15 protein-coding genes are annotated in these 18,883 nt (G+C 73.6%); 8 read left to right on the forward strand and 7 right to left on the reverse strand.

From position 1 onward, the window contains the following. Positions 1-521: 521 nt before the first annotated feature. Positions 522-1,307, reverse strand: coding sequence for a hypothetical protein (locus AMK19_RS19250; RefSeq protein ID WP_143200293.1), 786 nt, complete (start codon positions 1,305-1,307; stop codon positions 522-524). A gap of 143 nt (positions 1,308-1,450) precedes the next feature. Here AMK19_RS19250 and AMK19_RS19255 point away from each other — a divergent pair, with 143 nt between their 5' ends. Next, positions 1,451-2,437, forward strand: a complete 987-nt coding sequence (locus AMK19_RS19255; protein WP_073813282.1) for a hypothetical protein — start codon at positions 1,451-1,453, stop codon at positions 2,435-2,437. Positions 2,438-2,554: 117 nt separating this feature from the next. Continuing rightward, complete coding sequence (locus tag AMK19_RS19260) at positions 2,555-3,781, forward strand: hypothetical protein (protein WP_143200294.1); 1,227 nt, start codon at positions 2,555-2,557, stop codon at positions 3,779-3,781. A 62-nt stretch (positions 3,782-3,843) separates the two neighbouring features. Here AMK19_RS19260 and AMK19_RS19265 read toward each other — a convergent pair whose 3' ends face one another. Together AMK19_RS19265 and AMK19_RS19270 are read right to left on the reverse strand one after the other, a co-directional pair. After that, entirely contained in the window at positions 3,844-4,899 is a 1,056-nt protein-coding gene (locus AMK19_RS19265; RefSeq protein ID WP_073813284.1) for a DUF2599 domain-containing protein, read from the reverse strand. Positions 4,900-4,977: 78 nt separating this feature from the next. Then, complete coding sequence (locus AMK19_RS19270; RefSeq protein WP_073813286.1) at positions 4,978-5,616, reverse strand: alpha-ketoglutarate-dependent dioxygenase AlkB; 639 nt, start codon at positions 5,614-5,616, stop codon at positions 4,978-4,980. 150 nt (positions 5,617-5,766) lie between these two features. Between AMK19_RS19270 and AMK19_RS19275 the strand changes: the two genes are divergently transcribed. Next, positions 5,767-6,219, forward strand: coding sequence for an NUDIX domain-containing protein (locus AMK19_RS19275; RefSeq protein WP_073813288.1), 453 nt, complete (start codon positions 5,767-5,769; stop codon positions 6,217-6,219). 77 nt (positions 6,220-6,296) lie between these two features. Next, a complete protein-coding gene (locus AMK19_RS19280) occupies positions 6,297-7,928 on the forward strand; it encodes a multicopper oxidase family protein (RefSeq protein ID WP_083647064.1) in 1,632 nt (543 codons plus the stop codon). Positions 7,929-7,941: 13 nt separating this feature from the next. Here the strand turns inward: AMK19_RS19280 and AMK19_RS19285 are convergent, their stop codons facing one another. Beyond that, the gene (locus tag AMK19_RS19285) at positions 7,942-8,670 is read right to left on the reverse strand and encodes an SDR family oxidoreductase (protein WP_073813292.1); all 729 of its coding nucleotides are present in this window, start codon (positions 8,668-8,670) and stop codon (positions 7,942-7,944) included. 70 nt (positions 8,671-8,740) lie between these two features. Between AMK19_RS19285 and AMK19_RS36050 the strand changes: the two genes are divergently transcribed. Beyond that, a complete protein-coding gene (locus tag AMK19_RS36050) occupies positions 8,741-9,244 on the forward strand; it encodes a hypothetical protein (protein ID WP_158071928.1) in 504 nt (167 codons plus the stop codon). Here AMK19_RS36050 and AMK19_RS19295 read toward each other — a convergent pair. Beyond that, entirely contained in the window at positions 9,204-10,532 is a 1,329-nt protein-coding gene (locus AMK19_RS19295) for a hypothetical protein (RefSeq protein ID WP_073813296.1), read from the reverse strand. The genes AMK19_RS36050 and AMK19_RS19295 overlap by 41 nt on opposite strands. Then, positions 10,522-12,774, reverse strand: a complete 2,253-nt coding sequence (locus AMK19_RS19300; protein WP_073813297.1) for a hypothetical protein — start codon at positions 12,772-12,774, stop codon at positions 10,522-10,524. The genes AMK19_RS19295 and AMK19_RS19300 overlap by 11 nt, the downstream gene beginning before the upstream one ends. A 178-nt stretch (positions 12,775-12,952) precedes the next feature. Between AMK19_RS19300 and AMK19_RS19305 the strand changes: the two genes are divergently transcribed. Both AMK19_RS19305 and AMK19_RS19310 read left to right on the forward strand, forming a co-directional pair. Continuing rightward, positions 12,953-15,403, forward strand: a complete 2,451-nt coding sequence (locus tag AMK19_RS19305; protein ID WP_073813299.1) for an ATP-binding cassette domain-containing protein — start codon at positions 12,953-12,955, stop codon at positions 15,401-15,403. Positions 15,404-17,315: 1,912 nt separating this feature from the next. Then, positions 17,316-17,780 carry a GNAT family N-acetyltransferase gene (locus AMK19_RS19310; RefSeq protein ID WP_073813802.1) on the forward strand — a complete coding sequence of 155 codons (465 nt, stop codon included), beginning with the start codon at positions 17,316-17,318 and terminating at the stop codon, positions 17,778-17,780. A 7-nt stretch (positions 17,781-17,787) separates the two neighbouring features. On the opposite strand, the gene AMK19_RS19315 is transcribed toward AMK19_RS19310, so the two are convergent. After that, entirely contained in the window at positions 17,788-18,120 is a 333-nt protein-coding gene (locus AMK19_RS19315) for a winged helix-turn-helix transcriptional regulator (RefSeq protein WP_073813300.1), read from the reverse strand. A 108-nt stretch (positions 18,121-18,228) separates the two neighbouring features. Here AMK19_RS19315 and AMK19_RS19320 point away from each other — a divergent pair, with 108 nt between their 5' ends. After that, positions 18,229-18,870 carry an NAD(P)-dependent oxidoreductase gene (locus AMK19_RS19320; RefSeq protein ID WP_198953371.1) on the forward strand — a complete coding sequence of 214 codons (642 nt, stop codon included), beginning with the start codon at positions 18,229-18,231 and terminating at the stop codon, positions 18,868-18,870. Positions 18,871-18,883 lie beyond the last annotated feature (13 nt).

Here is an 18,883-nt window from a genome sequence, read left to right on the forward strand (position 1 = left end):
GCGCCGCAGGCGAAGGACCTCCGCAGCCAAGAAGCCGGGCGGAGCCAGAACGCGCGGCCGAAGCAACGACCGCCCCCGCCGACCCGGCCGAACAGCACCGCAGCCACCCGGCCCACCCGCGCCCGACACCAGCAGGCCCGGACCGCCGAAACCGAACAGCCACCACACCGCAGGCCTCCCCGACACCGGCAGGCCCGAACCGCGCCGAGGGACCCCGAACGAAACCGCGAGCACACAAGCAACAGCGACCCGAATCCACGACCGCTCCCGCCGACCCGCTCGAACAGCACTGCAACCCGGCCCACCCGCGCCCGACACCAGCAAGCCCGGACCGCCGAAACCGAACAGCCACCACACCGCAGGCCCCCTCGACACCGGCAGGCCCGGACCCCGTCGACGAGCCCCGAACGAAGCCGAGAACACACAAGCAACGACAGCCCGAATCCGTGACCGCCCCCACCGACCCGCTCGAACAGCACCGCAGGCGGAAGCCCGCCGTCGCCGAGGGAGGACGTCGCATCTCAGACCGCCTCCAGGGCCGGCCGCGTGAGCGGGGTCTCGGTGGGGGTGAGGGGGCGGGCGGTGCCCTTGGCGTCGGGGAGCCAGAGGTGGGCGGTGCGGGGGCGGGTCGCGGTGCCGCGGCCTTCGGCGACGGCCTCGACCTGGCGGCCGGTGAGTTGGCCGTGGCCGTCGCCGAGGCCGAACCAGCGGCCGGTGCGGATGCTGAGGCGCTGGACGGCCCCGGGCCAGGGGCCGGCGACCAGCAGGGCGCAGCGGCTGCGGCGCAGGACGGCGGTGAGGCGGGCGGCGAGCGCGGGTGCGACCGGGCCGGTGGGGCGGAGCAGGATCAGGCCGACGGCGCCGGCGAGGGCGGCGACCACGTCGGGCCAGTGCGGTCCGGGGTGGTCGGCGAGCAGTAGGCGTCGCAGGTCGTAGCCGTAGCCGGCGGCGGCGGCCAGTCCGATTTCGGGGAGTCCGACGGCGGCGGCCCAGGCGGTGTCCCCGGTCTGTTCGGTGAAGGTTCCGGCGCCGAGGGCGAGCAGCAGCCCGGTGTCGCCGGTGACGGAGACGGCGGTGCCGGGTCGCAGTCCGCCGCCGGGGAGCAGTGGGGCGAGTGCGGGCAGGACGGGCAGCAGCTCGGGTTCGGCGATGATCGGCAGCGACGGGGTGGGGGCGGTGCCGGGCCGCAGCGGCACAACGACCGTTCGATCCCGTTCGAGCGTTCGAACGTCGCCGCCCGCCCGAGCGGCGGCAAATCGGGCGGAAGCGCCCATCTCGGACGGGTCGATCGAGTCTTGTTCGAACATGTGCACGACTCCAGCATCGAACACTCGTTCGTAAATATTCAAGTCCGAGAATCTGACTGAGCTGCAGAAACGCCCCGCGTCGTACCTGTCAGTGGGTGCGGTCAGGATCTGTTCGTCTCCCGCTCTGTCGAAGGACGGTCTCCATGGCCCGCACCACCCCGCCGCGCCGCGCGGACATCGCCGCGGTCTTCCCGGAACTCGCGCCGCTCGCCCGGCGGGCGGTCCGCCTGCACCCGCGTCTCGGCGCGCCGACCGTTCGGGACAGCTCGGTCGGCGGCCCGCTGCTGTGGCCGGCCGACGAGCCGTGGCCGGTCTGCGAGGGCCCGCACCCGAAGGACGACCTGCCGGTGTCGCCGGCCGCTGTCAGGCTGCGCCGCGGCCTTCAGGAGGCCGCCCGGTCGGGTGAGGGCCTCACCGCACCGGAGCGGGCGGCACTCGAAGCGACGCACACGGGGCATCCGTGGAGCCCGGGGCCGAACGCCCTGCTGCCGGTGGCCCAGCTCTACGCGCGCGACATCCCCGGGCTTCCGCACCCCGAGGGCACGGACCTGCTGCAGGTGCTGTGGTGCCCGCTGAACCACGACCCGCAGTGGATGCCCGCCGCCAAGGTGGTGTGGCGTTCCTCCGCCGAGGTGGGCGAGCTGCTGGTCGAGCCGCCGCTGCCCGCGGACGTGACGCAGTACGGCGAGTACCTGCCCGAGCCGTGCGTGCTGCATCCCGAGGTCGTGGACGAGTACCCGGCGCCGCTCGAACTGGAGCGGGACCTGGCGGAGCGGATCGCCGACTGGACCGAGCGGGAGTTCGCCGGCACCGATCCCCGCTACCTCCACCCCGAGGAGCTCCGGGCCTACTACCAGTCCGAGCTGTCGGTCGCCCCGGGCTGGAAGGTCGGCGGCTGGGGGCCGTGGAGCTTCTCCGATCCGTCGGTCATGCGGTGCGCGACCTGCGAGTGCGTCATGAGTCCGCTGCTGACGATCGGCTCGGACGCCCTGGACGGCAGCGGCTGGGACCCCGTCGAGGACCGGGGCCTCGCCGAGGACATCGGCATCCTGATCGGGCGGAGCTACCACATGCAGCTCTACTACTGCTCCGCGTCCTTCGACCACCCGCACCTGGAGAACATGCAGTAGGCAGGTGTCGGAACGCGGCCGCCCGCACCCGGGCATGCGAACACATGAACGACAGAGTTCACTCCTTCGAGCGAACGTCGGCATGGCGGTTCACCACCCCCGGGTAGAGCGCCCGGCATGACCGCCACTCAGCACGAGCCCGCCGTCATGCCCTTCGACTTCTTCGCCCCGCCCGCCGCGCCCGACCTCCCCGAGGCGCCCGACCTCCCCGAGGCGCCCGCGCCGGACCGGACGTGGCGACTGATAGGCGGCACCGCCTGGGTCTACCTCGCCGACCCCGAGGGGCCCGGCCTGACGCGTCCGGTCATCATGTCGGACGGGTTCGGCAACGGCCCCAGCGATCTCGACATCCTCCACCACGCCCTGGAGCGCGGGAAGTTCGCCCTCCTCACCGCCCTGCGCCGGCGCGGCCACGACGTCGTCCTGCTCGGCTACCGCGAGCGCAGCGCGTCCGTCCTGAACAACGCCACCACCGCCATCGAGTGCATCCAGCGCGCCCTCGTCGAGCGGCCGGGCCGCCACCCGCTGACGGTCGGCGGCTTCGGCGCGGGCGGGCTGGTCACCCGGTACGCGCTCGCCAGGTTGGAGGCGGACGGGGTCGACCACCGGACCGCCACGTACTTCTCGTACGACAGTCCGCACAACGGCGCCTGGATCCCGATCGGCCTCCAGGCCCTCGCGCACGCCCTCAAGGCCACTCCGGCCCTGTCCCGGCAGGTCAACAGCCCGGCCGCCCGTCAACTCCTCTGGCGCCACCTGGAGACGGTCGACGGCACGCCCCGCCAGGACCCGCTGCGCACCGAGTTCCTGGAGGCGCTCCGGCGGGTCGGCGACTGGCCGCGGCTCCCCCGTCTGCTGGCGGTCGCCAACGGCGCCGGCGACGGCGGCGGGAACGGCGTCAAGCCCGGCATCGACGCCGTCAGGGCGACCAGCGGCCGGTTCGACGGCACCACGCTGCGCACCCAGGCCAAGGGCGACGAGCAGGTCGTCGCCCGGCTCAAGGGCCTGCCGTCCGGGCACACCGTCCGCACCGACGGCTTCCCCGAGTTGGACGGCGCGCCCGGCGGCACGCTCGGCACCTTCGGCGTCGCGGGCGACAGCCTCGGGGCCACCGGCGCCGTCGGGATCGAGCCCGCCGCCGCGTCCGTCTGCTTCGTGCCCACGATCAGCGCGGTGGCGGCGACCGGTCTGGACCTCGGCACGGACCGGGACCTCTACGCCCCCGTCGACCGGCTCGCCCCCGACGCCGTGGCGGTGGACGACTTCGTGTACTCCTCGCAGAACACCGGCCACGCCGAGATCACCGAGGAACTCGCCACCTGGCTCCTGGACCGCCTCCCGTAGCAGGCCCGCCGCCGGGGGCCCCGGAACCCGCCTCCACGGCCCGGTCCGGGACCCTCGCGCGGCTACGAGTCGGTGTCCCAGTTGCACCCGGAGGCGAGCATCTTCTTGAGGATCGCGTCGTTGCTGCCGGTGAGTTGGGGACGCCAGGTCTCCAGGTCCCAGGTCGGGCCGCCGAGGTGGCCGCCCTTGGGGTTGGGGTAGGAGAAGTCCGCATGGCAGAGCAGCTGCTGGTAGGTCGAGTTCTGCTCGGTCGGGGTGGCGCCGGGGAACATCCGGGTGTTGGACCACACCTGTCGCCAGTCCTCGTCCACGTTGCCGGCGGCGTCGTCGCCTCCCAGCGGGGACTTGAACGCGGCGTCCGTGGGGGTGACGTGGACGGACGTGAAGCGGCTGTCGTTCCAGTTGATGTAGACCTCGGTCTTGACCACCCACTTGCTGTTGGTGATGCCGCCGTAGCCGATGCACGCGCTCTGGCAGGACTCGAAGGCGTCCTGCTGCCCGCCGCTCCACAGCAGGTACTTGCCGTTCTGGAAGTCCTGGCGCACGCCGTTGTTGTCGTCGACGTTCCCGCCGACGTGTCCGGCGTCGTACTCGTCGCTCGTGGGGTAGCCGTACGTCCCCCTCTCGTAGCCGTACTGGCCCCACCACCAGCCGATGTTGCCGTGCACGGCGTGCGCCCCGGTGCCGGGCGACCAGTAGACCGTGGCGTTCTGGAACTGCTGGCGGACGCCGATCCCGTCGGGGTTCTTCAGTTCGTCGGTGAGCGGGTACCCCATGTAGCCGCCCTCCCAGCCGTGTTGGGCCCACTCCTGGCCGATGAGGCCCCACACGGCGTGCGCCCCGGTGTTCGGGCTCCAGTAGATCGATCCGTGGTCGAAGACCTGCCGGCGGCCGACTCCGTCGGGGAGGCCGAGTTCGTCGCTGGTGGGGCAGCCGAGGGCGTCCCGCACGCCGGGAGCCTGGGTGTACTCGGTCCAGATCGCACCGTCGACGGAGTGGGTGCCGCAGAAGACCTCCGCGGACGCGGGGGCGGCCTGGACGCCCACCATCAGGGAGGCGCCGGCCGTGCAGGCGGCGAGCGTGGCGAGGAGCCTGGTAACTGCCGGTCGTCCGTTCATGACCGGCAGTATCCACGACGGCAACTGCCGCGGGCTGCGCGATAAAGAGCCAAAGTTCGGACCCGATCGGCCGACGGCTCAGCGGACGCCGCGCGGCCGGAACTGGACGCTGATCCGCGGGCCGACCGCACCGGCGCTCTTCGGAATCGCGTGCTCCCACGTGCGCTGGCACGAGCCCCCCATCACCAGCAGGTCGCCGTGCCCGAGCGAGCGCCGCACCGTCGGCCCGCCGCCGCCCCGGGGGCGCAGCAGCAGCGGCCGGGCCTGGCCGACCGAGAGGATCGCGACCATGGTGTCCTCCCGGTCGCCGCGCCCGATCCGGTCGCCGTGCCAGGCGACGCTGTCCCGGCCGTCGCGGTACAGGCAGAGCCCGGCGGTGGCGAACGGCTCCCCCAGCTCCGTCCGGTAGTGGGCGCCGAGTGCGTCCCGGGCCTCGGCCAGCACGGGGTCGGGCAGCTCGGCGTCCTCGCGGTAGTACGCCAACAGCCGCGGCACGGCCACCACCCGCTCGTACATCTCCCGCCGCTCGGCCTGCCACGGCACCCCGCCCGCCAGCCGTTCGAACAGCGCGTCCGCCCCGCTCAGCCACCCGGGCAGCACGTCGATCCACGCCCCGCCGCCGAGCACCGTGCGTTCGATCCCGTCCAGCGGCCCGAGTGCGGGTTCCGCCTCCGGGCCGTCGGCGTCGAACAGCGATCCCTGCAGCTGGTACGTCATGCCGCCCAGCGTACGCCCCGTTCGAACACTCGTACGATTACCGGCAGGACCTCGCCACCGGAACTGGCGCCGCGGGACCGCGGTGCAGGAGGGTGGGCCGACCGCGCGGACCGCGTGCGGCGGCCGGCCGGCGAGAAGAGGGGCGCATCCATGAAGAGGCTCACTGTGAAGCTCTGGCGCGCGATCCGGGGCCCGTTGCAGTGGCGCGTCCTGTGGCTGTGGCACTCGACGTTCATGGTCGGGGTCACCGGCATCGTCCGCGACGACCGGGGCCGGGTGCTGCTGCTGAAGCACCGGATGTGGCCGGAGGGCCGGCAGTGGGGCCTGCCGAGCGGGTACGCGAACAAGGGCGAGCGCTTCGAGGACACGGTGGTGCGCGAGGTCCGCGAGGAGACCGGGCTCACCGTGAAGACGGGCGAACTGGCCTTCCTGAAGAGCGGGTTCAAGCTGCGCATCGAGGTCGCCTACGAGGCGCTGTACGTCGACGGGCGGATCGAGGTCGCGCCGTTCGAAATCCTGGAGGCCGGGTGGTTCGCGCCGGACGACCTCCCCGAGGGCCTGCAGGAGTCGCACCGGCAGCTGATCCACCGCCGACGGGCCTGACCTCCGGCGGAAAGAGCGCCTGGGCGAACGGTGCGCCGCCGAGGCGGTTTTGTCCGTTTGGTCTAGATTGCCCGGTCATGGGAGAGAGTGGTCGGATCAGTCGCCGCCTGGTCCTCAAAGGCATTGCCGGTCTCGCGGTGGCCTCCGACGGGATGCCGGCCGGGCGGCGCGCAGCGGCGGCGACGGCGACGGCGACGGCGACGGCGACGGCGACGGCACGGTTTCCGCAGCCTGCGGTCTCGGGGGTGCGGACGGCCGCCGCCGAGACGGGGCCGTGCGTCGAACAGACCCTGGACGTACGGTTCGCGGACGTCGACGTGCCGGGATACGGGCAGGTCACCACGCGCGCCTACAACGGGGCGATCCCGGGGCCGACGCTGCGGGTGCGCGCCGGAGACACCCTGCGATTGACGCACGTCAACGGGCTGCCGCCGAACGAACCCTTCCACGGCGACCACAACACGCCGCACCACGCCAACAGCTTCAACGTGCACACCCACGGGATGCACGTCCCGCCGTCCGGGTACGCCGACAACGTCCAGCGCGAGTTCGCGCCGCGCAGCGCGGAGGACGTGGCCGCCGGCGTCGCGGAGCCCTGCTACCGGACGGCCATCCCGATCCCGGCCGACCACCCGGCGGGGACGTACTGGTACCACCCGCACCTGCACGGGTCCACCGCCGAGCAGATCGTCGGCGGAATGGCCGGGGTGATCATCGTCGAGGGCGACGTCGACGAGGTGCCGGAGATCAAGGCCGCCGCCGATGTCGTGGTCTGCATCAACGAGTTGAAGATCGAGGACGGCAGGATCCCCGCCTTCACCTCGGGCGCCTGGGTGACCGACGTCCTGTCCGTCTTCACCGTCAACGGCGCCGTCAACCCCACGATCGGACTGCGCCGGGGCGAGGTCCAGCGCTGGCGACTGGTCGCCGCAACCGCCTTCACCGCGCTGCGCCTGCAAGTGGCTTCCGAAGACGCCAAATTGACGATGCATCAGATCGCCCAGGACGGCATCGGTTTCGCCGCGCCGGTCGCCGTGACGACGGTGCAGCTGGCCATGGGCAACCGCGCCGACCTGCTGGTGCGGGGCGAGACGCCGGGCCGGTACGAGCTGCGGGCGGAGGGGGTGAGCGGTCCGCTGATGACGGTGGAGGTCTCGGAGGAGTCCGTCGACCCGCCGATGCGACTGCCGTCCGCGCTGCCGCCGGGCCGGCCGCTCCTCGACGAGCGGGACATCGCCAACCCCGACGCGGACCGCGAGGTGGTCCTCCACGTCGACCCGCAGGCCTTCGACGGGGCGTTCCCCAACGCCTTCCGAATGCTGGGCAGCCACGCCACGCCCGCAGCCGACCCCGGCGGCGACCTCGTCCACGACCCCGCCTACGGCCGCTTCGACCCCGAGTACGTCAACCACCGGCTGCGCCTGGGCACGGTCGAGCGGTGGACGGTGCGCACGGACGAGACCGTGCCCTCGCACGGCCACCCCTTCCACCTGCACACCAACCAGTTCCTCGTCACCCACCGCAACGGCCAACGGCTGGACCCGCCGGTCTGGCACGACACCGTCGGCCTGGCCGGCGGCACGCCCGGCGGGTCCGTCACCTTCCTGGTCAAGTACCAGGACTTCACCGGCCGCGCCCTCGCACACTGCCACCAACTGCACCACGAGGAGCTCGGCATGATGCAGCTCGTCGAGTTCGTCGAGGATTGAACTCCCTTGTGCGCTACCGCTGTTCGAAGTAGAAGCTGCGGATGAAGCAGTCCCGGGGCTGACCGATCGCGAACAGCACGCAGTCGGTGACGGACTGGGCGGTGAGCACGTCGTCTGCGGTGCGGGAGGCGGCGTCCCACTCGGGGGCGAGCGGGTCGCCGTCGTCGAAGTCCGGCGGGTAGAGCGCGATCACCCGGATGCCCTCGGGGCGCAGCCGGGCGGAGAGCACGTCGGAGAAGCCGGACTGGGCGGCCTTCGCCGCGTAGTAGGCGGGGTGCGAGGCGGAGCGGTGGTTGCGCAGTTCGCCGACCGAGGAGACCAGGTTGACCACGTCGGCGGCGACCGAGGCGCGCAGCAGCGGCAGCAGGTGACGGGTGACCAGGACGGTGCCGGTGCCGCCGGAGGCGATGGTGTCGGCGATCGCCTCGTCGTCGGCGTCCAGCAGGTCGGCGCCGTGCAGGTAGCGGGCGCCGTTGTTGACGAGCACGTCGACCCGGTCGGTGCGGGCGGCGACCTCGGCGGCGAACGCCCGGACGGACGCGGGGTCGGAGATGTTGCAGGCCAGGCCCTCCGCCGCGGCCCCGCTGTCGGCGGTGATCTCCTCGGCCGTCCGCCGGGCCGCGTCCAGCCCGCGCGCCGACACCAGTACCCGCGCCCCCAGCCGCCCGGCCCGGATCGCGAGCGCGCGGCCGGTGCCGCGGCCCGCGCCGGTGATGACCATGGTGCGTCCGGTGAGATCCATGGACCTACCCTTCGTTCACTGTCCTTTGTCGTGAGGACAATATGACCATCGACCGGAAGGGGTGGGCGAAGTGGCCGCGTGGGGCGTGACGTTCACGGTGGTGTGCGACGACTGCGGCGCCGAGGCGAGGCAGGACGTCGGGCAGAAGCTGCGGGACGGACGGCTCCACTGGGACTCGGAGTTCCACTGCCCGGCCTGCGGGGCGTCGGCGTGCCTGGGGTTCGGCGTCGACGAGACGCCCGACTGGGTGCGCGACCGACTGATCGCCCGGCACGGGACGGCCCGGCTGCGGCTGGCCGATCCGGCGGCAGGACGGGTCGCGGTGCTGAAGACCGTACGCGGGGCGTGGGACGTGACGCTGTCCCGAGCCTGCGTGCTGGCCGGGCAGTTGGCCGGCGAGGGCCTGGCCGGGACGCTGCCCGAGGTCACCTGGCTGCGCGAGCGGCTGGCGGCGGGCGGGGTGCAGGCCGACGTGGTGGCCGGGGTGCAGGCCGACGTGGTGGCTGAGGTGCCGGCCGAGGCCTGTGCGGCGGTCAGTCCGTGGGATCGGCCGATCGGTGGCGGGCGCGGCTGAACTGGCCGGTGCCGACCCGGGCGGCGAGGGTGTCGTCGGGGCCGGACAGCAGCGAGCCGTAGCCGGTGGCGGCCCACAGGCTGCGCTCGGCGGGGACTTCGAAGTACGGGACGGTGCGGCCCTGTTCGCGGACGGCGAGGGCCTCGGGGGCGCGGCGGGCGCGCAGCGCCCGGAGGCAGTCCGGGCAGGCGGCGACGTCGACGCGGTCGCGGCGGCCGAGCGGCCGCCAGCTGGTGCGGGCGCCGGCGGTGCCGTGGCGGGGGTCGAAGAAGCAGAGCGGCAGCGCCGGTCCGGTGGCGAGCGCGGCGCGGCCTTCGGCGGCGAGCGCGAGCACGCCCGCCAGGTCGGCGAGGTCGGTCGCGCCGTCCAGCACCCGGCCGGCCGCGTCGTAGGCGTCCAGGGCGCGGGCCAGGCCGGGGGTGGTGGTGCCGTCGGCGCCGTTCACGGCCTCGCCGAGGGCGAGCACCTCGGCGGCGGCCCGGCGGCGCAGCCCGGCCTCGTCGGCGGCCCGGTCGGCGGCGAACACCACGGCCGGGAGGGCGAACGCGGCGTCCCGGCGGGACGAGCGGCGGCGGCGCACCAGGAGGAGGCCGCCGGCGAGGACGACCACCACCACCGCCACCGCAACGACCGTCGGGGTGTGGGAACTACCGCCGAAGGAAGGCGAGTTGGGCTCGGGGGTGTGCGGGCGGGCCGCATACTCGCGGTCCAGTCGCTCGCTCTCGGCCTGGTAGACCTCGGTGCCCTTTCCGGTGCCGATCAGCTCGACGGCCCGGCCGACCCGGGCGGCCAGGCCGGCGTCCTTCAGTTCCTTGACCATGGCGACGGCGTTGGCGGAGTCGCGGACCTGGTGGGTGTCGGTCGGCCATTCGGTGCCGATCAGCCAGGTGCCGTAGGTGTCGTTGGTGAGCAGGATCAGCTGCGGCAGGCCGAGGCGTTCGTTGACCACGGCGGCCAGCGACTTGGGGTCGCCGTCGAACGCGTCGCCCTTGGTCAGCGGCACCAGCACCACCTTGATCGGCAGGCCGGTCGCGGCGATCCGGTCGGCGATCTCCTTCTGCTGGGCGGCGGTGACGGCGGCGGCGAACGCCGGATCGACGTAGATCGGGCCGGTGCGCAGCGCGTCCACGACAGTGGTGACCGACCCGCCGGCCGGGGTGCTGTCGGCGCGGGCCGGGCCGCCGGTGCCGAGCAGCAGCACCATGCCGAGCAGCAGGGCGGCCGACAGGGCGGCGGCGTACGGGCGTCGGACGGTCTGGCGTCGGACGGTCGGGCGGTCACTGGACACTGGCGGACTCCCTGGCCCTGAGGACGAGCTGATCGAGGCCTTCGCGGGCGGCGGGCAGGATCGGCCCGGCCTGGTCCCAGACGGTGTGCCCGGTATGCCCGGTGCGGCCGTTCGGCGCGGGCAGGCGCAGCGTCCGGTCGTCGACGACGCGCCGGCGGACGGCGGGATCGGCGTCGCGGCGGTGGGCGCCGGCGTCTCGGACGGCGTCCCGGCAGCCGGGGCAGAGCTGCGCGGAGTTCGGGCCGATGCCGAGGCGGGCGAACCAGGTCGGCACCCGGCCGCCGGTGGCCTCGCCGTGCAGCGGGTTGAGTCGGCAGACGGTCAGCGGGAGGTTGCCGCGCAGCGCGGCCAGCCCGCCCTGGGCGAGCACCACGACGGCGGCCGTCCGGCCGACCCCGTCCGCGCCGTCCGTGGCACCGGTGGCGCCGGTGGCGCTGGTGGTGTCACCGGTGTCGTCGGCGAGCAGTTGCGCGGCGTCCAGGCAGTCCCAGGCGCGGGCCCGGCCGGGTGCGTCCGGTGCGGCGGCGGCGAGCTGGGCGGCGAGGGCGCGGACGTCCTCCTCGGCCCAGCTGCGCAGCTGTCGCAGGGTCGGCCTGGGGCTGCTGTGCCGGGCCCTGAGCGGGGGCGCCGAGGACGCGGCGGCGGTCGGGTCGGCGGCCCGGGCCCGGCGGCGGAGCAGGGCGCGGACGACCGCGACGGCGGCCCGGGCGAGCAGCAGCACCGCGCCGAGCAGCAGGGCGCCGAGCACCAGGCCGCCCCCGAAGTCGCCGCTGAACAGCGGTGGCAGCCGGTTGTCGCGCAGCGGCGGCAGGGTGATCTCGGTGGGGACGGGGTCGTCACCGGGGCGCGGCTCGGCGGCGGCGACGGCGTCCAGCACCTGGTGGAGGCGCGGCACCGTCCTCAGGTCCGCGGACGACCCGTACGGGTAGCGGATGTTCGGGTCCAGTCGGGCGAAGCGGCTTTCGGTGTCGCGGTCGGTGCCGAAGCTGCGCAGTTCGAAGCCGCCGAGCGTCGGGTCGACCAGGATGTAGACGCCGTTCCGCCCGGTGCGGGCGCGGATCAGCGAGAGCAGCAGCCGGTCGTCGTGGGCGGTCTCGTCGGCGCTGGTGGACGCGGTGACCACCACGTGGACGGGGCCCTTGGGGGCGAGTTCGGCGATCCGCTGCCGGAGGGCGGGCAGGTCGGCGGCGGGCAGCGCGTCGGGCGTGGACGGGTCCTGGTAGATCGGCCCGGCGGCGAGCCCGGCGACGACCTCGTCCACCCGGGCGTCCAGGTCGGCCTGGGTGACGGTCAGGTTCGGGCTGTCCTGGGTCTGCGGGTAGACGGCGGGCGCGGCGAGCACCACGCCGGCCACGACGGCGGCCGCCGCCAGCAGGGCGCCCGTCAGCACGCCGCGGTGGCGGCGGGCCCGGACGGCAGCTGCGTCCTTCGCGGCCGCGGGTTTTGCAGCCGCAGGTTTTGCGCGGTCGGCCTTCCCGGGCTTGGCGAGGTCGGTCTTCCGCGGCCCGGCGCCCTTCGGCTCCGGGGTGGTGTACGGCGTGTCGTAGCGGCGGGAGAGGCGGAAGCCGAGGGCGAGCACCAGGCCGGGGAGCAGCACCACGGCGATGCCGAGGACCAGGTTCTGGTTCTGCCGGTCGGTGGCCCCGATGTACTGGGTGGGCCGGTCCATGTCGCGGTAGCGGGCGGCCAGTTCCTCGGCCTTGGCGGCGGCCTTCTCGTTGCCGAGGGCCACGGCGTCGACGAACTTCTCGAACCCGGCGAGCGGGCCGGCCCCGTACGGGGTGTCGTACAACGCGACCCGGGCGGCGTCCGCCGTGGGGAGGTCGAAGCCGAACGCGGAGGCGTTGACGAAGCCGTACTCGTTGATCAGTACGTACAGGCCGTTCTCGCCGAGCCGGTCGTGGACCAGGGCGAGCAGTTCGGGCTCCTTGGTCTCGGGCACCGCCAGCACGTAGGTGGGGACGCCGGTGCGCCGGGCGAGTTCGGCGATCCGCGGGGTGAGCGAGCGCGGCAGTTCGCGCGGCCGGGCGGCGGAGACGTACACCGGGTTCTTGCGCAGTTCGTCGGCCAGCCGGTCGATCCGCGTCCGGCTGTCGGCGGCGGCGCCCGGTGCGGCACTCGGTACGGGGGCCGGGTCGGCGGCGGCGAGGGTGGCTCCGGTGACGGTGACGGTGACGGTGCCGAGCAGGAGCAGCAGCAGGGCGGCGAGTGCGGCACCGGCTGTCCGGGCCGCCCACGGCATCCGTATTCGCGTCCGTGCCCGTACCCGCATCGGTGCCCTCCCGTGGTTCCGGCCCGTCACTTTACCTGCGCTTGAAAGGGGCGAGCCGTAGCACCCTGCCGGTTTCGGGTCTGGCGGGGTGGTTGGATCGGGGCGGCGGTGTCGCCACGGGCGCCGCCGGACGGAGGGACGAGGAGCGATGAGCGGCGCCGAGCGGACGAGTGGGCGGGCGAGTGGGCGGACGAGCGGGCAGGCGAGCGGGCAGGCGGACGGGAAGCACCTGGCGGACAGTCACGACCTGATCCGGGTGCACGGGGCGCGGGTGAACAACCTGAAGGACGTCAGCGTCGAACTGCCCAAGCGCAGGCTGACGGTGTTCACCGGAGTGTCCGGCTCGGGGAAGAGTTCGCTGGTGTTCGGCACGGTCGCGGCGGAGTCGCAGCGGCTGATCAACGAGACGTACAGCGCCTTCGTCCAGGGGTTCATGCCGACGCTGTCCCGCCCCGAGGTGGACGTGCTGGACGGCCTGACCACGGCGATCATCGTGGACCAGCAGCGGATGGGCGCCGACCCGCGTTCCACCGTCGGCACCGCGACGGACGCCAACGCGATGCTGCGGATCCTGTTCAGCCGGCTCGGCGACCCGTTCATCGGCCCGCCGCCCGCGTTCTCCTTCAACGTGCCGACGGTGCACGGCGCGGGGGCGATCACGGTGGAGCGCGGCGAGGGTTCGAAGACCGAGAAGCGGACGTACTCGCGGGCCGGCGGGATGTGTCCGCGCTGCGAGGGGCGGGGCAGCGTCACCGACATCGATCTCGGGCAGCTGTACGACGACGCCAAGTCGCTGAACGAGGGCGCGCTGACCGTCCCCGGGTACAAGCCGGGCGGCTGGAACTACCGGCTGTACACCGAGTCGGGCCTGATCGACCCGGACAAGCCGATCCGCGAGTACACCGAGAAGGAGCGGCACGCCTTCCTGCACCTGGAGCCGACCAGGATGAAGATCGCGGGCATCAACATGACCTACGAGGGCCTGGTGCTGCGGCTCCAGAAGTCGATGCTCTCCAAGGACCGGGCCGCCCTCCAGCCGCACATCCGGGCCTTCGTGGACCGGGCCGTCACCTTCACTGCCTGCCCGGAGTGCGAGGGCACCCGGCTGAGCACCGCCGCCCGCTCCTCGAAGATCAAGGGCCGCTCGATCGCCGACGTCTGCGCCCTGCAGATCAGTGATCTCGCCGACTGGGTAAGGGAGTTGGACGAGCCTTCGGTCGGCCCGCTGATGGCCTCGCTGCGGCAGGTGCTGGACTCGTTCTCCGAGATCGGCCTCGGCTACCTCTCCCTGGACCGCCCGGCCGGCACCCTCTCGGGCGGCGAGGCGCAGCGGGTGAAGATGATCCGGCAGCTGGGGTCCTCGCTGACCGACGTCACGTACGTCTTCGACGAGCCGACCACCGGCCTGCACCCGCACGACATCCGGCGGATGAACGACCTGCTGCTGCGGCTGCGCGACAAGGGCAACACGGTGCTGGTGGTGGAGCACAAGCCGGAGACCATCGCGATCGCCGACCATGTGGTCGACCTCGGCCCGGGCGCGGGTTCGGCGGGCGGCACGGTCTGCTTCGAGGGCAGCGTGGACGCGCTGCGCGCCAGCGGCACCATCACCGGCCGGCACTTCGACGACCGGGCCGCGCTGAAGCCGGAAGTCCGCACGCCCACCGGGGTGTTGGAGATCCGCGGGGCGAGTGCGCACAACCTGCGCGAGGTGGACGTGGACGTGCCGCTGGGCGTGCTGACGGTGGTCACCGGCGTCGCGGGCTCGGGGAAGAGTTCGCTGGTGCACGGCTCGCTGGTCAGCGGCGCGGCGCTGAAGGGCGGCGCGCCGGAGGGCGTGGTGGCGATCGACCAGAGCCCGATCCGGGGTTCGCGGCGGTCGAACCCGGCGACGTACTCGGGGCTGCTGGAGCCGATCCGCAAGGCCTTCGCCAAGGCGAACGGGGTGAAGCCGGCCCTGTTCAGCGCCAACTCCGAAGGCGCGTGCCCGACCTGCAACGGCGCCGGGGTGGTGTACACCGACCTGGCGATGATGGCCGGGGTGGCGACGGTCTGCGAGGAGTGCGAGGGCAGGCGCTTCCAGGCCGCGGTGCTGGAGTACCGCCTCGGCGGCCGGAACATCGCCGAGGTGCTCGCCATGTCGGCCGACGAGGCCGAGTCCTTCTTCTCCACCGGCGAGGCCCGCACCCCCGCCGCGCACACCGTCCTGACCCGCCTGACCGACGTCGGCCTCGGCTACCTCACCCTCGGCCAGCCGCTCACCACCCTCTCCGGCGGCGAACGCCAACGCCTGAAGCTGGCCGCGCAGATGGCCGAGAAGGGCGGCATCTACGTCCTCGACGAACCCACCGCCGGCCTGCACCTCGCCGACGTCGAGCAACTCCTCGGCCTGCTCGACCGGTTGGTCGACTCCGGCAAGTCCGTCATCGTGGTCGAACACCACCAGGCCGTCATGGCCCACGCCGACTGGATCATCGACCTCGGCCCCGGCGCCGGCCACGACGGCGGCCGCATCGTCTTCGAGGGCACCCCCACCGCCCTGATCACCGACCCCGCCACCCTCACCGGCCGCCACCTCGCCGAATACGTCGGCGCGTAACAGCGCGATATCCCCACGACACGGCCCCCGGCACACCGGCACAATGACGGCCGACCCGAACGGAAGGACGAGGATGGGGCTGTCGCCGGACGCACTGGACGCCGTGGCGTGGGGAGAATTGACCACCGGGGATGCACCCGCCGAAACCGTGGCGGACACCCTGCGCCGCCTGGCACTGGCGGGGGCAGCCGCGACGGACGAGGACTGCAGGCCGCTGTACTGCCTGTTTCCCCGGGAGTCGCAGCAACCTCCTTCCGCCACTCCGGTCGCCGTGCCGTTCCTGCTCGCCCTGGCGTCCGACCCGGCGATGGGCGCCCGCCTCACCTTGATCGGCATCCTGGTCGACCTGCTGGAGTTGCCCGGTCTCCTGGCGCAGAACCGGCCGGCCGTGCTGTCGCTGCTCACCGACCCGGACCCGGCGGTCCGGCGCGCGGCGGCCCCGCTGGCGCACACGGCCGGGGCACTGCTGGAGCGCTGGCGGGACGAGACCGACCGGTCGGTGCGGTTCGAGTTGCTGAACCAGTGGCACGAGGACGAGGACGTCGAGGCCGCCGCTGTCGTGGCGGATGCCCTGGCCGGCGACGACCCGGCGCTGTACGTCGCGGCTGTGCTCGCCTCCACCGACCGCGATCTGCCGGCCCGGCACTTCGAACGCCTGATCACCGTCCTGACCGATCCGGCACTGCGCCCGCGCTTCGCCGACATCTGGTACCTCCCGGGCATCGACGAGGCGTGCGGGCGCGAGCACCTGATCGAGCGGGTGTTCTGGGTGTTCTGGAGGTCGATGCAGCGCCCCGACCTGGAAATCGCTTTCCCGCTACGCCTGTTGACCGCTGCCGAGCAGAGCGGCGACACCCCCCTGTGCCGAACGGCGTTGGACCTCGCCTGGTCCACGCTCACCCGGCGGCACGCCACAGACCCCGCACTGCTGCCGGCCGTCGGCCCGCTGCTCGACCACCCTTCCCCCGCCGTCCGTCAGCGCGCCGCCAATCTCCTCGCCGGCCTCGGCCCCGCCGCCGCCCCCTACGCCGACCGCCTGGCCGCGCTGCTGGACGACGACGGCGCGGACCCGTATCTGAACGGAACGGTCGGCGAGCTCGCCCGCTGGGCGCTGCTTCGGATCGGCGACCCGCGCGGGCTCCCGGGACTGGCCGAGCGGTTGCGCCGGCAGAAGGAGGAGGACTGGGCGCAGACGAACGACCTCTCCGGGCCACGCCGCCCGGAGATCGTCCACGTGCTCGCCCCGCTCCGGGCACACGCGGAGGTCCTGCTGCCCGAACTGCGCGAAGCGCTCCGCCGGTCGGACCCGCGCGGCGCAGCCCGCGGTCTCCTCGATGCCCTGGCGGCCTGGGGCCCGGACGCCGCGCCGGCCGCACCGGACGTGCTGCCGCTGCTCCACGACTCCTTCACGGCACACCACGCGATGAACGTCCTGGAGGCGATCGGCCCGGCCGCCGCACCACTCGTCCGCGGCCTCCGCCTGCCGGACGACGAGCACCGACGCCGGCTCGAATGGATCGCCGAACCCGGCCCGACGATCCACCGATCCGCCGACCAGCTCCGCCGTCTCGTGGCCACCACCGACTACAGCCTCCGCATCGACGCCGCAGCCGCCCTCTGGGAACTCACCGGCCGGCCCGGACCGAGTGTGGCCGCCGTGACGGAGTACATCCTCCCGATCACCGGCGCCGAACCCAACTACTACCTGTTCGACCTGGCCCTCCGCACGGTGATCCGCATCGGCGCCATGAACCCGGCGATCCGTTCCGCCCTGCTGGCGGCCCGCCGCTCCGGCCTCCGCCTGTCCGGCAAACCCGGCTACGAGGCGATCCTCGAGGACGAAGCCCGCCGCGCCCTGATCGACCAGGCCCTCGCCTGCCCGGATGTCGACGCCTCGGCCGAAGGGGAACCGATGGACGTACGGGTGCGCACCGGTCGGGGCGGGGACGCCGGCGCGTTGGTGCGGTTGGCCGGGCAGGTGGAGCAGTGGTTCGGGGCGATGGTGGACGATCCCGGGTTCCACGAGGCGGTGGCGCGTCAACTGGCGCGCGGGACGGCCCTGGTGGCCGTGGCCGGGGAGCGGGTGGTGGGCGGGCTGCTGGTCGGGCGGCGGCCGCCGGTGTGCCACCTGCACTGGCTGGTGGTGGACGAGGACGTCCGGGGGCTGGGGGTCGGGCGGGCGCTGGTGGCGGAGGCGTTGGCGCGCTGCGCGGACGGGGTGGAGACCGTCGAGGTGGTGACATTCGGCGCGGACCACCCGGGGGCGGTGGTCAGTGGCGCGCGGGTGTTCTACGAGCGGCTCGGGTTCCTCCCCGCCGAGGCCGCCGAGCCGGGGCCGGAGGGCGGCTCGCGCCAGGTGTACCGGCGACTGCCCTGACGTCCCGTCAATTCGCCTGGTGCTCGCGGGCCCAGGCGCAGGCGGTGTCCAGGACGCCGATCAGCGAACGGCCGGTCCCGGTCAGGGCGTACTCGACGTGCGGCGGGTTGCCGCCGTGGTCGGTGCGGGTCAGCCAGCGGTCGCGTTCCATCGCGCGCAGGGTCTCGGTGAGCACCTTCGCGTTGACGCCGCGCAGCCGGGCCTTGAGTGCGGTGAACCGGTGCGGCCCGTCCTCCAGGCAGCGCAGCACCGCGCCGGACCACTTGTCGCCGACCCTCAGCGGTGGACGGTCCGCGCACTCCCGGAGGTCGAACACGCCGGCTTCGTCAAAGGTGGCCATGCGTACGACGATAACCGCACCTCGTCCCCGGTTCCGTTGCAGTAACCGGGGGTGCCCGCCCTACCGTCGGCGACGACACGGAAAGCAGCGGGGCACCGAGGAGGAGCCATGAGCAGGATCGTGATTTTCGGCGCGGGCGGACGGGTCGGCCGGGCGGCGGTCGCGGAGGCGGTCGGCCGCGGGCACCGCGTCACGGCGGTGGTCCGGGACCCAGCCAAGTACCCGGAGCTGGACGGGATTTCGGGCGTGACGGTGGTGTCCGGCGACGCCACCGACGCGGACGCCGTCGCCCGGGTCGCGGCCGGCCACGACGCCGCGATCAACGCCTCGGTGCGCCTGGACGTCCCGTCCGAGACGTACTTCACCGCCGCCGCGCGGGCCCTGGTCACCGGCCTGAACGCCGCCGGGGTCGGCCGCCTGCTGGTGCTGGGCATCGCCACCACGCTGGAGACCGCGCCCGGCGTCCGCCTCATGGACGACCCCGAATTCCCCGAGCAGTACCGGACGTTCGCCCAGGGCCACGTCGCCGAGTTCGACCTGCTCACCGCCGAGGCCGCCCCCCTCGACTGGCTGATGGTGGTCCCGCCCATGGACCTCACCGCCGACGCCCCGACCACCGGCCGCTACGTCACCGCCGTCGGCGCCGTCACCGGCACCGGCCGCATCTCCCACCCCGACCTCGCCGCCGCCCTTCTCGACGAGATCGACGCCCCCAAGCACCACGCCGCCCAACTGGCCGTCTCGCACTGACGGTTCAGACGCC

Origin of the sequence: Kitasatospora sp. CB01950, assembly GCF_001905465.1 — a bacterium.
Lineage (GTDB): Bacteria > Actinomycetota > Actinomycetes > Streptomycetales > Streptomycetaceae > Kitasatospora.